The sequence below is a fragment of the Streptomyces huasconensis genome, assembly GCF_021028635.1.
Classification (GTDB): Bacteria; Actinomycetota; Actinomycetes; order Streptomycetales; family Streptomycetaceae; genus Streptomyces; species Streptomyces huasconensis.
The window spans coordinates 3,334,750-3,348,408 of record NZ_CP086119.1; the positions used below are offsets into that span (position 1 = coordinate 3,334,750).

Consider the following 13,659-nt stretch of genomic DNA (forward strand, 5'->3'; position numbering starts at 1 on the left):
GGTCCCGAAGTGACGCAAGTCGCACAAGTCCCCTGCCTCAGGCGGTCGTCGGCACGCGCTTCGTGTCGACCGCTTCGACCACTCCAGCCGCTCCGGCCGCTTCGGCACTCGCCCGCGCGTCGGCCCCGTCGCCCGAGGGCGTCATCGTCTTCCGGGCGCCCTTGAGCACGACCACCACGGCCGTGGAGACACAGACCCCGGCGGCGATCGCGACGAGGTAGAGCAGCGGCTGTCCGATGAGCGGGACCACGAAGACACCGCCGTGCGGGGCGCGCAGCGTGCAGCCGAAGGCCATGGACAGGGCGCCGGTGGCCGCACCGCCCGCCATCGACGCCGGGATCACGCGCAGCGGATCTGCGGCCGCGAAGGGGATGGCGCCCTCGGTGATGAAGGAGGCGCCGAGGAACCAGGCCGCCTTGCCGTTCTCCCGCTCCGTCTTGGTGAAGAGGCGGCCGCGGACGGTGGTCGCGAGGGCCATGGCGAGCGGCGGGACCATGCCGGCCGCCATCACCGCGGCCATGACCTTGAGGCTGCCGTCGGTCGGATGGGCGAGGCCGCCGACCGCGAAGGCGTACGCGACCTTGTTCAGCGGGCCGCCGAGGTCGAAGCACATCATCAGGCCGAGGATGACGCCGAGGATGATCGCGTTGGCGCCGGAGAGGCCTTCCAGCCAGTCGGTCAGCGCGCTCTGCAGGGAGGCGATGGGCTTGCCGACGACGAGGAACATCAGGAAGCCGACCACCGCCGAGGAGCTCAGCGGGATCACCACCACCGGCATGATGCCGCGCAGCACGGCCGGAACGCGCACCCGCTGGACGGCGAGGACGACGGCACCGGCGATCAGGCCCGCGGCGAGACCGCCGAGGAACCCCGCGTCGATCGTGACGGCGACCGAGCCGCCGACGAAGCCGGGGACCAGGCCGGGCCGGTCGGCCATCCCGTACGCGATGTAGCCGGCGAGGACCGGGACGAGGAAGGCGAAGGCGAGCCCGCCGGTCTGGAAGAGCAGCGCGGCCCAACTGGTGTGGTCCGTCCAGATGAAGTGCTCGGCGACGGACGGCGCCTTGTCGATCTTCCAGCCGCCGATGGCGAAGCCGAGGGCGATCAGGAGGCCGCCCGCGGCGACGAAGGGCACCATGTAGCTGACGCCCGACATCAGCCACGTGCGGAGCTTGGTGCCGTAGCCGTCGCCGCTCTCCCCGGCCTCGTCGACCGGACTCGGCGTCCTGGCGTCCGCGGTGACCTCGCCGCGGGCGGCCTTCTCACGGGCCTCCGCGAGGAGTTCGGCGGGGCGGTTGATGCCCGCCTTCACCCCTACGTCGACGGTGGGCTTCCCGGCGAAACGTTCCTTGTCGCGTACGGGGACGTCGTGCGCGAAGACGACCGCGTCCGCCGCGGCGACGACCGCCGGGTCGAGGCGGGTGAACCCGGCGGAGCCCTGCGTCTCCACCGCCAGTTCGACGCCTGCCTCGCGGGCCGCGTTCTCGAGTGCCTCAGCGGCCATGTAGGTGTGGGCGATGCCGGTGGGGCAGGAGGTGACGGCGACGATCCTGAAGGCGGAAGCCGCCTCTGCGGGAGCCGCCTCTACAGGGTCCGGCTCTACAGGGTCCGGCTCTTCGAGGGACGGGCCTTGCGGGGGCCGCCCTTCGGCCGATGCTTCCGGAGACGTGACCGCCTCGTCCCCACGGATCAGCGCCGCCGCCGAAGCCGGGTCGGACGCGGCGCGCAAGGCCGCGGTGAACTCCGCGTCCATCAGCTGCCGGGCCAGCGACGACAGGATCGTCAGGTGGGCGTCGTCCGCGCCCGCCGGGGCGGCGATCAGGAAGATCAGGTCCGCCGGGCCGTCCGGCGCCCCGAAGTCGATGCCGCGCGCCGAGCGGCCGAAGGCGAGGGTCGGCTCGGTGACGTGCGCGCTGCGGCAGTGCGGGATGCCGATGCCGCCGTCCAGGCCGGTCGGCATCTGCGCCTCGCGGGCCGCGACGTCGGCGAGGAAGCCCTCCAGGTCGCTCACGCGCCCGAGGGCGACCATCCGCTCGGCGAGGGAGCGGGCCGCGGCTTCCTTGGTTTCGGCGGACAGGTCGAGTTCGAGATCGACCAGATCCGCGGTGATCATGTCGGTCATCGCGGTCTCCTTGGCGTGGTTTCGGTGAGCCGGGGGCGGAAGCGGGGGCGGAGGTGGTTCACGAGGCGGGCTCCGTCAGTACGCGGTCCAGCGGGACCTCGGCCGTCACGGTGACCGCATCGGGCCGCAGGTCGGAGGGCGACGGCATCGCGCTGCCCGGCAGCTGCACGGCCGCCGCGCCGTGCGCCACGGCCGAGGCGAGGGCGAGCACCCCCGTGCCCCCGGCGATCAGGAAGCCGGCCAGGGAGGAGTCACCGGCGCCGACGTTGCTGCGTACGGCGGTGACGGGGGCGCTCGCGAAGTACGCGCCCGAGCCGTCGACCAGGAGCTGGCCGTCCGCGCCGAGGCTGGCGAGTACGGCGTGGGCGCCCGCCGACCGCAGCTCTTGCGCCGCCTTCACCGCGTCGCCGACGGTCGCGAGGGGGCGGCCGACCGCCTCCGCCAGCTCCTCGGCGTTGGGCTTGACGACGTCGGGGCGCTCGGCGAGGGCGGCGAGCAGGGCCGGGCCCGAGGTGTCCAGGGCGATACGGGCGCCCGCGGCGTGGGCGCGGGCCACCAGCTCGGCGTACCAGGAGGGCGCGAGCCCGCGCGGCAGGCTGCCGCAGCAGGCGACCCAGTCGGCGCCGACGGACTTCTCGCCGACGGTGGCGAGCAGCGCCTCCCGCTCGGCCCGGGAGAGTTCGGGACCGGGAGCGTTGATCTTCGTCAGCGTGCCGTCCGGCTCCGCGACCGCGATGTTCGAACGGGTCTGTCCGGCCACCGGCACCGGGACGGCCTCGATGCCCTGCTCGTCGAGGAGCGTCGCGACCAGCGCGCCGGGGGCGCCGCCGAGCGGCAGCACGGCGACCGTGCGGACGCCCGCCGCGGCGACGGCCCGCGAGACGTTGACGCCCTTGCCGCCGGGGTCCATGCGGTCGCCGGTGGCGCGGACGACCTCGCCGCGGCCGAGGGAGGGGACCTCGTAGGTGCGGTCGAGGGAGGGGTTCGGGGTGACGGTGAGGATCATGCGCGTACGACTGCTTCCCTGCTCACGTGGCTACTGACTGCTTCCGTACTCATGCGCGTACCACTTCCGTGCCGGTGCGTTCGATGGCGGCGGCGTCGTCGGGGGCGAGGCCTGTGTCCGTGATCAGCAGGTCCACGTCGGTGAGGTCGCCGAAGCGCGCGAAGTGCTCCTGGCCGTGCTTGGTCGAGTCCGCGAGCAGGACGACCCGGCGGGCGGCGGCGACGGCCGCGCGCTTCACCGCGGCCTCGGCGAGGTCGGGAGTGGTGAGGCCCGCCTCGGCGGAGAAGCCGTTGGCGGCGAGGAAGAGGACGTCGGCGCGGATCTCCCCGTACGCGCGCAGGGCCCAGGCGTCGACGGCCGCGCGCGTACGCTGCCGGACCCGGCCGCCGATGAGGTGGAGCTGGATGCCGGGGTGGTCGGCGAGGCGGGCGGCGGTCGGCAGGCTGTGCGTGACGACGGTGAGCGTGGACTCCAGCGGGAGGGCCGCCGCGAGCCGTGCGACGGTCGACCCGGCATCCAGGACGACGCTGCCCTCGGCCGGCAGCTCGGCGAGGGCCGCGCGCGCGATGCGGTCCTTCTCGTCGGCGGCGGTGCCCTCGCGCTCGGTGAGGTCCGGCTCGAAGTCGAGGCGTCCGGCCGGGATGGCCCCGCCGTGCACACGGCGCACGAGCCCGGCGCGGTCCAGGGCCTTCAGGTCGCGGCGGATGGTCTCCGCGGTGACCTTGAACTCCTCGGCCAGCGACAGCACGTCGACCCGCCCGCCGTCCCGCGCGAGCCGCAGGATCTCCTGCTGCCGCTCCGGTGCGTACATGTCCGTTCGCCTCCGCCGTATGCCCGAGCTTGTGGTTTCACACGGAGAGTACGGTTGGAGCGCGGCAAAGTAAACAGTTCCGGGCATGGAGTGGGCACGAACGGACTTCGGGCCTTACGTGGGTCCCTTCGGCCTCTGCGTGGACCGGGGGGGGCGAACTCCAGCGCCCCGAGGCCGCGGGCCGGGAGCGCCGCCGGGCCTTCGGGACCATCGGCGGCGTCACCCCGCCCCAGACGCAGAAACCCCCGCACCCCCACGCCCCCGTGAGGGGCGCAGGAGCGCGGGGGCGCAAGAGGGGGCGGGGGGCGCCGGGGCGGTGAGCAACCCGGACCGGACCCGACCCCAACCCACCGTCAGGGAGTCAGCACCGGCTCCTTCTGCGGGAGTTCACCCCCGGGGAGCTCACCCGCGGGCACCTCCTCGTCCCCGCCCTCCACATGCTGCTTCGGCTTCGCCGGGAGCGCGAACATCAGCAGGAAGATGACCCCGAGCACGCCCGTCACCCACCACAGGGCGTTCTGGAACCCGTCCGTGAACTCCCCCGGTATGCGGCTCGGCGCGACCCGCTCGTCGATCACCCCGAAGAAGACCACCGACACCAGGCCGAGGCCGAGCGCGGTGCCCATCTGCTGCACGGTGTTGATGAGCCCGGACGCCGAACCGGCGTGCTCGCGCGGCACCTCCGAGAGCACCGCGTCGGTCAGCGGCGCCACGATCAGGCCCATGCCGAGGCCCATCACGGCGAGCGGCAGCGCCATCTGCCAGGGCGCGATGCCCGCGCCGTACCGGCCCGCCTCCCAGATGTAGATCAGCAGGCCCGCGGCCATGGTCAGGGCCCCGGCCTGGAGCACCTTGCGCCCGAAGCGGGGCACCAGCTTCTGCACGGACAGACCCGCGGCGACCGAGACGGCGATCGAGAACGGCACCCCGGTGAGACCGGCGCGCAGCTCGCTCCAGCCGAGGCCGACCTGCATGTACATGGTCCAGACGAGGAAGAAGACGCCCATCACGATACCGAAGACGGTTTGCACGGCGATGCCCGCGGCGAAGCTCTTCACCTTGAACAGCGACAGCTCCACGAGCGGCGAGCCGTCCTTGGCGGTCTTCCACCTCTCGTACGCGACGAGGGCGCCGAAGACGACGACGGAGCCGCCCATCATGACGAACCCCCAGACCGGCCAGTCCAGTTCGCGCCCCCGGGTGAGGGGGTAGACCAGCATCAGCATGCCGAGCGTGACGAGGAGGACGCCGACGAGGTCGAGCTTGAGGGCCCTCGGCGCCTTGGACTCGGTGATGAACTTCCGGCCGAGGATGATGCCGGCGATGCCGACCGGCAGGTTGATGAGGAAGATCGGCCGCCACTCCAGGCCGAAGATGTTCCACTCGGTGAGCAGTGCGCCCAGCAGCGGCCCGGAGACCGCGCCGAGCCCGACGACCATGCCGAAGAGCCCGAAGACCTTGCCGCGCTCGTGGGCGGGGAAGGTCGCGTGCACGATGGACAGCACCTGCGGCACCATCAGCGCGGCCATGCCGCCCTGAAGGATGCGGGACGCCACCAGCATCTCCGGGTTGGCCGCGAAGCCGCAGAGCGCGGAGGCGACGGTGAACCCGGTGATCCCTATCAGGAAGAGCCGCTTGCGGCCGTGGATGTCGCCGAGCCGCCCGCCCGTGATGAGCCCGGCGGCGAAGGCGAGCGCGTACCCCGCGGTGATCCACTGGATCTGGCTGAACGTGGCGCCGGACTCCCGCTCGATCGACGGGATCGCGATGTTGACGATCGTGACGTCGACGAGGTCCATGAAGGCTGCGGTCATCACGATGGCCAGGGCGAACCAACGTCTCCGGTCCGCCTCCGGCCGGGCTTCGGGCATGGTGCTGGTGGAAGAACTCATGCCGGAAGACTAGAAGTCATATAGGCCATAACAGTTCCTATATCCCGGGCATCCTGGGTCCCATGAAGATGACCTCGGACACCTTGCCCCTGCCCACCGTCACCCCGGCCGCCGTGGAACGAGCGCACGCGTGACCGGGGCGACGGGCGCGCAGACCCCCATCCGCCTGCTGCAGCTGCTCTCGCTCCTCCAGACGCCCCGCGAGTGGCCCGGCAGCGAACTCTCCGAGCGGCTGGGGGTGAGCCGGCGGACGGTGCGGCGCGACGTGGACCGGCTGCGGGACCTGGGCTACCCGGTGCAGGCGACGCAGGGCGCCCTGGGTGGCTACCGCCTCGTCGCGGGCAAGGCCATGCCGCCGCTGGTCCTCGACGACGAGGAGGCCGTGGCGATCGCCGTGGGGCTGCGGGCGGGGGCGGGCCACGCGGTGGAGGGCGTGGAGGAGGCGTCCGTACGGGCGCTCGCCAAGCTGGAGCAGGTCCTGCCCGCCCGGCTGCGCCACCGGGTCTCCGCACTTCAGGTCGCGACGATGCCGCTGACCAGCGGGGACGGGGCGAGCATCGCTCCGGAGACGCTGACGGTGATGGCGTCGGCCGCGGCGGGCCACGAACGCCTGCGGTTCTCCTATCGCGCCGGTGACGGCACGGAGTCGCGCCGCCTGACCGAGCCGTACCGCCTGGTCTCCACAGGGCGGCGCTGGTACCTCGTGGCGTACGACATCGACCGCGAGGACTGGCGCACCTTCCGGGTGGACCGGGTCGCCGAGCCGTTCCCCACCGGTGCGCGGTTCGCGCCGCGGGAGCTGCCGAAGGGGGACGCCGCGGAGTTCATCCGCCAGTCGGTCTGGCGCGGTCAGCAGTCGTACGACATCGACGTGACCTTCGCCGCGCCCGCGGAGTTCGTCGTGGCCCGGCTCCCCTCGGCGCTCGGCACGGTGGACGTCCTGGACGAGCGCCGCTGCCGCCTGCGCGGCACGGTCACGGACTCCGTCGAATGGCTGGCGGTCCGCCTGGCGATGACGGACTGCGACTTCACGGCCCATGAACCGCCGGAGCTGGTCGACTGCCTCAGAGAACTGGGCAGCCGCCTGACCCGGGCGGCGGAAGGCCCGGAAGACCCGGGAGACCCGGCGAGCCGGAACCCGGGCGCCTAGGCGGCCGCGTCGAACCCGGTGTCCCGCGCCAGCTTCTTCAGCTCCAGCAGCGCGTGCTTCTCTATCTGCCGGATGCGCTCGCGCGTCAGCCCGTGCTCCTTGCCGACCTCGGTCAGCGTCCGCTCGCGGCCGTCCTCGATGCCGTACCGCATCTTGATGATGGAGGCCGTGCGCTGGTCGAGACGGCCGAGCAGGCCGTCCAGCTCCTCGCTGCGCAGCAGTGACAGGACGGACTGCTCGGGCGAGACGGCCGAGGTGTCCTCCAGGAGGTCGCCGAACTGGGTGTCGCCCTGGTCGTCCACGCCCATGTTGAGCGAGACGGGGTCGCGGGCCCAGTCCAGGACGTCGATGACGCGCTCGGGCGTCGAGGACAGCTCGGCGGCCACCTCCGCGGGCTCCGGGTCCCGGCCGTGCTCGCGGTTGAACTCGCGCTGCACGCGGCGGATGCGGCCCAGCTCCTCCACGAGGTGGACGGGGAGGCGGATGGTGCGGGACTGGTCGGCTATGGAGCGGGTGATGGCCTGGCGAATCCACCACGTGGCGTACGTGGAGAACTTGAAGCCCTTGGCATAGTCGAACTTCTCGACGGCGCGCACCAGGCCGGCGTTCCCCTCCTGGATCAGGTCGAGGAGGGGCAGGCCGCTGCGCGGATAGCGGCGGGCCACCGCGACGACGAGGCGGAGGTTCGAGCGGATGAAGACGTCCTTGGCCCGCTCACCGTCGGCGACGAGGGCTTCCAGCTCCTCGCGGTCCGCGGTGACCTTGCTCTCCTCGACCTCACCGTCCAGGATCTTGCGGGCATACACACCCGCTTCGATGATCTGGGACAGCTCCACTTCCTTGGCGGCGTCGAGCAGCGGCGTACGCGCGATCTCGTCGAGGTACATGCCGACCAGGTCGCGGTCGGCGATCTCCCCGCCTACGGCGCGAACACTGCGTGCCGCGTCGGTCTCGCCGGAGGCGGCGGACTTACGACGGGCGACGGCACGGGTTGCCATGCGTGCTCCCTTGTGTGTGGTGGTCCTGGTCGGCCCTGTCTGCTGAGGCCTCTGTGGCGGATGGCACACCCTCGGGTGCCCTGCATCCGATGGAAACAACGACTGGAATCCGGACAGAATTCCCAAGCCGCGCATCTTTTTTCCTGACGGTGCAGTACCCTGTCGCGCCACAGGGGGAGGCGGCATGCTGTCCGGACGTACAGAGGTGCAGGTCAGGCCGGGAGTCGAGGGCGACCTGGACGCTCTCACCGAGCTGTACAACCACTATGTACGTGAGACGGCCGTCACCTTCGACACCGTCGCGTTCCTGCCCGAAGAGCGCCGCCCTTGGCTGCTCTCCCACCCCGAAGACGGCCCCCACCGCCTCTTGGTTGCCCAGGAACCGGATTCCGGCGCCCGCCCGGGCCGGCTGCTCGGGTACGCCACCAGTAGCCCTTTCCGGCCTCGCCCGGCTTATGCCACATCCGTGGAAGTCAGCGTCTATTGCGCGCCGGACGCCGCCGGACGCGGCATCGGCACGCTGCTCTACCAGGCGCTCCTGAAGGCCCTGGAGGGCGAGGACCTGCACCGCGCCTACGCCGGGATCGCGCAGCCCAACGAGGCTTCCGTCCGCCTCCACGAACGCTTCGGGTTCCGGCACGTGGGGACGTACGAGGAGGTGGGCCGGAAGTTCGGGCGGTACTGGGACGTCGCCTGGTACGAGCGCCCTCTCGGCCCGCGGACCTAGGTCGCGGGCCCGTTACGGGACAGCCGCCGGCAGGCCTACCGTCCCGGCATGACCGACACGGGAACCGACACCACCGGCATCCTCGACGAAGCCCTTGAGCGGCTGCACACCAGTGGGCCCGAGCGGCTGGGGCGGCTGACCAACCACGCCCCGATGGCCGTCGAGGCGCTCACCGCGCGCGGCCGTCCGGAGGCGGTCCACAAGTGGCTCGATCTTTACGCCCCGAAGCTGGAGGAGTTTCCCGCCCGGGTCGCACCGGTCACCGACGCGGACTGGCACACGGCGCTCGGCGACCCGCGCCGCGCGGCGGACTGGATCGCGTACTTCCGCCGACAGCTCGACGAGCACCCCTGGCGCGAGGTCCTCGCCCAGTGGTGGCCGCGGCTGCTCCCCGGGATGTACGGGGGTTCGACGCACCCGGTGATCCGCGTGGGGCACGCCGTGCGCACCCTGGAAGCCGGCGAGGCGGGTGGCGTGACCGCGCCCCGCCTCGCCGAACTCGCCCACGGCCTCGGCTACTGGGCCGCCCGGCACCGCCCGCTCACGGACGTCACCCCGCTGCCGGGCGCCCGGAGCGCGGCCGACGCCCTGGACGCCGTGCCGCCCCTCGCCGACCGGACGGACGGCGGCTTCCCCGCGCGCCTCGGCCGGGTCCGGGAGCTGCCCGTGTGGGCCGCCGCGGTGGACGGCCCCGAGGAGGCCCGGCGCCGGCTGACGGAGCTGGTGCGGGCGGCCACCCACCGGTACGCCACCCACGGCCACGGCGACGAGACCATGCTGGTCCACGCGGCGACGGCGCCCAACGCCGTGCTGCGCGCCCTGCCCGCGCTCCCGCGCGCCCTGTGGGTGCCGAGCCTGCACGCGGCGTGGACGGCGTCGGCGGCGGTCACCGCCATGTACGCGCCGGACACCCCGGTGACGTACGACCCGCCCGGCACCTTCACCGCGCAGGAGGTCTTCGAGCGGGCCCTCGCGCACGGCGACGAGCACGTCATCAAGCTGACGGACACGGCGCTGGACGTCGGTGACGAGCGGGCCCTGGCGGCGGCCCTGCGCGCGGTCGAACTGAGCGAGCCGCTCGCCCCCTGACCTCCGCTAACCGAACTGCACCGACCTCTTCGCCAGCCCCATCCAGAACCCGTCGATCACACTGCGCTGCCCGCCGAGGTCACCCGTGGCGTCGGCCGCGCCGAGCGTCACGAAGAGCGGGGCGAAGTGCTCGGTACGCGGATGGGCCAGCCGCCCGGCCGGGGACGTGTGCCCGAAGTCGAGCAGCGCGTCCACGTCGCCCGCGGCCAGGGCCTCGCGCCCCCAGGCGTCGAACTCGGCCGACCAGGACGGGATGCCGCCCTGTCGCAGCGCGGCCAGGTTGTGCGTGAAGAAACCGCTGCCGACGACGAGCACGCCCTCGTCCCGCAGCGGCGCGAGCCGGCGGCCGATGTCCATGAGGCGGCGCGGGTCCAGGGTCGGCAGGGAGATTTGGAGGACGGGGATGTCAGCCTCGGGGTACATCTCGACCAGCGGGACGTACGCGCCGTGGTCGAGCCCCCGGTCCGGCACGTCCTGGACGGGGAAGCCGGGCGCGCGCAGCAGCTTCCGTACGGCTTCGGCGAGTGCGGGGGCGCCCGGCGCGGCGTACGTCACCCGGTAGTAGTGCTCGGGGAAGCCCCAGAAGTCGTACACGAGCGGCAGCGTGTCGGTGGCGCCGAGGGCCAGTGGGGCCTCCTCCCAATGGGCGGAGACCATGAGGATCGCCCGGGGGCGCGGCAGCTCGGCCGACCAGGCGGCCAGTTCGGCGGGCCAGAGCGGGTCGTCGGCGAGCGGGGGCGCGCCGTGGCTGAGGTACAGGGCGGGCATACGGGTCATCGCGCACCTCCGGCGACGGGCACTCGGCGCTTCATTCCGGTTTACTTGAAGTCTCAAGCTCTGACGGGCAACCCTACGCCCGACTTGTTCAAACTTCAAGAAAGCGCCTCGTACAGTGGTGTCCATGGATATGGCACCCACCCCTCCCCCGGACGGCGAGCCGCGCTGGCTGGACGGCGACGAGCAGCGCGTCTGGCGGGTCTACCTGCAGGCGACCGCCCTCCTCGACGACTTCCTCGACCGCCAGTTGCAGCGCGACGCGGGCATGCCGCACATGTACTACGGCCTCCTGGTCCAGCTGTCCGACGCCCCGAGGCGGCGGCTGCGGATGACCGAACTGGCCAAGACCATGAAGATCACCCGTTCCCGCCTCTCGCACGCGATCGCGCGCCTGGAGAAGAGCGGCTGGGTGCGCCGCGAGGACTGTCCGTCCGACAAGCGGGGCCAGCTCGCGGTCCTCACCGACGAGGGCTTCGAGGTGCTCCGCAGGACCGCGCCCGGCCATGTCACCGCCGTCCGCCAGGCCCTCTTCGACCGGCTCACCCCGGAACAGCAGAAGTCCCTCGGCGAGATCATGACGATCGTCGCCGAGGGACTTCAGCCCAAGGAGGCCGGGGCGGACCTCCCCTGGCTCCGCTAGGCACCCACCGAGGAGGTCAGTGGGCCAGTACCGGGATCTTCACCTCGTCCTCGGCGCCGTCCACCGAGTCGCCGGAGGCCGCGGGGCCGCCCTGGTGGCCGGTGTCGATGAACGTCGCCGCGATCACCGCGGAGACCACCAGGATGCCGACCGCCCACCAGATGGCGCTGGTGTAGCCCTCGACCATGGCCTGCGCCTGGACGAGCTTCGGGTTCGCGGCACCGGCCGCGTGGTCCACGAGGTACGCGGAGGTCGCGGAGGCCGCGATGGTGTTGAGCAGGGCCGTGCCGATGGCGCCGCCGACCTGCTGCGAGGTGTTCACCATCGCGGAGGCGACACCGGCGTCACGGGCCTCGACGCCGTGCGTGGCGAGCGACATGGCGGGCATGAACGCCGTACCCATGCCGAGGCCCAGCATCAGCTGCGCCGGCATGATCAGCCCGGTGTACGAGGAGCCGACCTCCAGCTGCGTCAGGAGCAGCATGCCGACGGCGGCGAGCAGGAAGCCCGGGCCCATCAGCAGCCGCGGCGGGACGCGCGTCATCAGGCGGGCGCCGATCTGCGTGGAGCCCACGATCATGCCCGCGATCATCGGCAGGAAGGCGAAGCCGGTCTTGACCGGGGAGTAGTTCTCGACGATCTGCAGGTAGTACGTGAGGAAGAGGAACAGGCCGAACATCGCGATGACGGCGAGGCCGAGCGAGAGGTAGACGCCACCGCGGTTGCGCTCGGTCAGGACGCGCAGCGGGAGCAGCGGCGACTTGACCTTGGCCTCGGTGAGGACGAACGCAGCGAGCAGCACGGCCGACGCGACGAACATGCCGATCGTCACGGAGTCCGACCAGCCGTCGGACTCGGCGCGGGTGAAGCCGTAGACGAGCGCGACCAGGCCGAGGGTGGACAGGACCACGCCCGGGATGTCGAGCGGCGAGCGGTTGCGGCCGCCGGCCGGCTCACGGATGACGAAGTACGCGCCCAGGGCGGCGACCACGGCGAACGGGATGTTCACGAAGAAGGTCCAGCGCCAGTTCAGGTACTCGGTGAGGAAGCCGCCGAGGATGAGGCCGACGGCGCCGCCGCCACCGGCGATCGCGCCGTAGATGCCGAAGGCCTTGGCGCGCTCCTTGGCGTCGGTGAACATCACCGCGAGCAGCGAGAGCGCGGCGGGCGCGAGCAGCGCGCCGAAGACACCCTGGAGGGCGCGGGCGCCGAGCATCATGCCCTCGCCGGTCGCGGCGCCGCCGAGCGCGGAGGCCGCGGCGAAGCCGACGAGACCGGTCACGAAGGTGCGCTTGCGGCCCCACAGGTCGGCGATGCGGCCGCCGAAGAGGAGCAGACCGCCGAAGGCGAGCGCGTAGGCAGTGATGACCCACTGGCGGTTGCCGTCGGATATGCCGAGGTCCTGCTGGGCGGAGGGCAGCGCGATGTTCACGATGGTCGCGTCGAGGACGACCATCAGCTGCGCGAGAGCGATGAAGACGAGGGCTTTCCAGCGCCTCGGATCTGTTTCAGACATGGATGTGGCCACCTAGCGGTACGAAAGGGCGGTACGAAAGGGTCGATGCCGTACGAAAGTCGTGACGCGGTGCGGGAGTTCACCCGCGATGCGAAAGGAGTTCAGCGCTGCCGGAGGTCTTCCAGGGTCGCCGCCTCCCCCGGCAGCTCCGAGCGGGCGGGTGTCATCAGGCCGTCCAGGAACAGCTGGAGATGGCGGTGGACGAAGCGGTCCATGTTCGGGCAGGCCGTGCCGGGCAGCGGCCGTCCGAGCTGGGAGAGGGCGATCATCAGGTCCCCGACGTCGATGTCGGTGCGCAGCTGCCCGGCCGCGCGGGCCCGCCCCATGAGGCCTTCGATGGCCCGCTCCAGGCGTTCGCGGCCGTCGAGCAGATCGGGGTGGTCGGGGTCGAAGCCGGACGACAGCATCGGGCACAGGGCGCCGATGCGTTCGTCGGCCGCCGCGTGCACGAAGGCGCGCAGCGCCTCGAAGGCCGCGCTCTCGTCGGCGTCCGCCGCGGCGATGCCCCGCTCGGCGTGGACGGTGACGCAGTCGGTCACCGACAGGACGACCTGGCGCACCAGTTCGGCGCGGTCGGCGAAGTGGCGGTAGACCGTGGCGTTGCCGACGCCCGCGCGGCGCGCGACCTCGTCGAGGGGTACGTCGGGCCCGTGCTCCACGAACATCTCGCGCGCGGCGGCGACGATCCGCTCCCGGTTGCGCAGGGCGTCGGCCCGCGGGCGGGTGGCTCGGCGCTGCGGGGCGGTGGCGGCGTCCACGGTTCCTCCTCTGATCGGCTGACGTCTCTGGGGCGTGAAGCTCTGTGTTGTTACTGGTCCGACGCGATGTGGGGAGTAGTTCCCCGTTTCGCGCGGACACAGGTCTAAACGGGGAGACAGTCCCCGGATATTTCCCCGATCCGACACCTTCTGCCGTGACCCGCGTCACACCC

Annotated in this window: 12 protein-coding genes; 4 read left to right on the forward strand and 8 right to left on the reverse strand. The window is 72.2% G+C overall.

The annotated features are described in order from the left end of the window. Nucleotides 1–37: 37 nt before the first annotated feature. The 4 genes from J2N69_RS14960 to J2N69_RS14975 form a co-directional block, all read right to left on the reverse strand. Nucleotides 38–2,122 (reverse strand): PTS fructose transporter subunit IIABC, encoded by a 2,085-nt coding sequence (locus J2N69_RS14960; RefSeq protein ID WP_230901193.1) that lies wholly within the window; start codon nt 2,120–2,122, stop codon nt 38–40. A 58-nt stretch (nt 2,123–2,180) separates the two neighbouring features. Further along, nucleotides 2,181–3,128, reverse strand: coding sequence for a 1-phosphofructokinase (gene pfkB, locus J2N69_RS14965; RefSeq protein ID WP_230901194.1), 948 nt, complete (start codon nt 3,126–3,128; stop codon nt 2,181–2,183). A gap of 49 nt (nt 3,129–3,177) precedes the next feature. Then, nucleotides 3,178–3,939, reverse strand: coding sequence for a DeoR/GlpR family DNA-binding transcription regulator (locus J2N69_RS14970; protein ID WP_230901195.1), 762 nt, complete (start codon nt 3,937–3,939; stop codon nt 3,178–3,180). A 353-nt stretch (nt 3,940–4,292) separates the two neighbouring features. Continuing rightward, nucleotides 4,293–5,831 carry an MFS transporter gene (locus J2N69_RS14975; protein ID WP_230901196.1) on the reverse strand — a complete coding sequence of 513 codons (1,539 nt, stop codon included), beginning with the start codon at nt 5,829–5,831 and terminating at the stop codon, nt 4,293–4,295. A 130-nt stretch (nt 5,832–5,961) separates the two neighbouring features. On the opposite strand from J2N69_RS14975, the gene J2N69_RS14980 reads away from it, so the two are divergent. Continuing rightward, nucleotides 5,962–6,981, forward strand: coding sequence for a helix-turn-helix transcriptional regulator (locus J2N69_RS14980; protein ID WP_230901197.1), 1,020 nt, complete (start codon nt 5,962–5,964; stop codon nt 6,979–6,981). Here the strand turns inward: J2N69_RS14980 and J2N69_RS14985 are convergent. Then, nucleotides 6,978–7,979 (reverse strand): sigma-70 family RNA polymerase sigma factor, encoded by a 1,002-nt coding sequence (locus tag J2N69_RS14985; RefSeq protein WP_127908771.1) that lies wholly within the window; start codon nt 7,977–7,979, stop codon nt 6,978–6,980. The two genes, J2N69_RS14980 and J2N69_RS14985, sit on opposite strands and share 4 nt — an antisense overlap. A gap of 184 nt (nt 7,980–8,163) precedes the next feature. Here J2N69_RS14985 and J2N69_RS14990 point away from each other — a divergent pair, with 184 nt between their 5' ends. Both J2N69_RS14990 and J2N69_RS14995 read left to right on the forward strand, forming a co-directional pair. Next, nucleotides 8,164–8,706: a GNAT family N-acetyltransferase gene (locus J2N69_RS14990; RefSeq protein ID WP_230901198.1), complete on the forward strand. Its 543-nt coding sequence runs from the start codon at nt 8,164–8,166 to the stop codon at nt 8,704–8,706. A gap of 48 nt (nt 8,707–8,754) precedes the next feature. Then, nucleotides 8,755–9,795, forward strand: coding sequence for a questin oxidase family protein (locus tag J2N69_RS14995; RefSeq protein ID WP_230901199.1), 1,041 nt, complete (start codon nt 8,755–8,757; stop codon nt 9,793–9,795). A gap of 6 nt (nt 9,796–9,801) precedes the next feature. Here J2N69_RS14995 and J2N69_RS15000 read toward each other — a convergent pair whose 3' ends face one another. Beyond that, a complete protein-coding gene (locus J2N69_RS15000) occupies nt 9,802–10,572 on the reverse strand; it encodes a dioxygenase family protein (protein WP_230901200.1) in 771 nt (256 codons plus the stop codon). A 124-nt stretch (nt 10,573–10,696) separates the two neighbouring features. Here J2N69_RS15000 and J2N69_RS15005 point away from each other — a divergent pair, with 124 nt between their 5' ends. Next, a complete protein-coding gene (locus J2N69_RS15005; RefSeq protein WP_230901201.1) occupies nt 10,697–11,212 on the forward strand; it encodes a MarR family winged helix-turn-helix transcriptional regulator in 516 nt (171 codons plus the stop codon). Between the two features lie 16 nt (nt 11,213–11,228). Here the strand turns inward: J2N69_RS15005 and J2N69_RS15010 are convergent, their stop codons facing one another. Next, entirely contained in the window at nt 11,229–12,728 is a 1,500-nt protein-coding gene (locus tag J2N69_RS15010; protein WP_230901202.1) for an MFS transporter, read from the reverse strand. A gap of 101 nt (nt 12,729–12,829) precedes the next feature. Beyond that, the gene (locus J2N69_RS15015; RefSeq protein ID WP_230901203.1) at nt 12,830–13,486 is read right to left on the reverse strand and encodes a TetR/AcrR family transcriptional regulator; all 657 of its coding nucleotides are present in this window, start codon (nt 13,484–13,486) and stop codon (nt 12,830–12,832) included. Nucleotides 13,487–13,659: the final 173 nt, after the last annotated feature.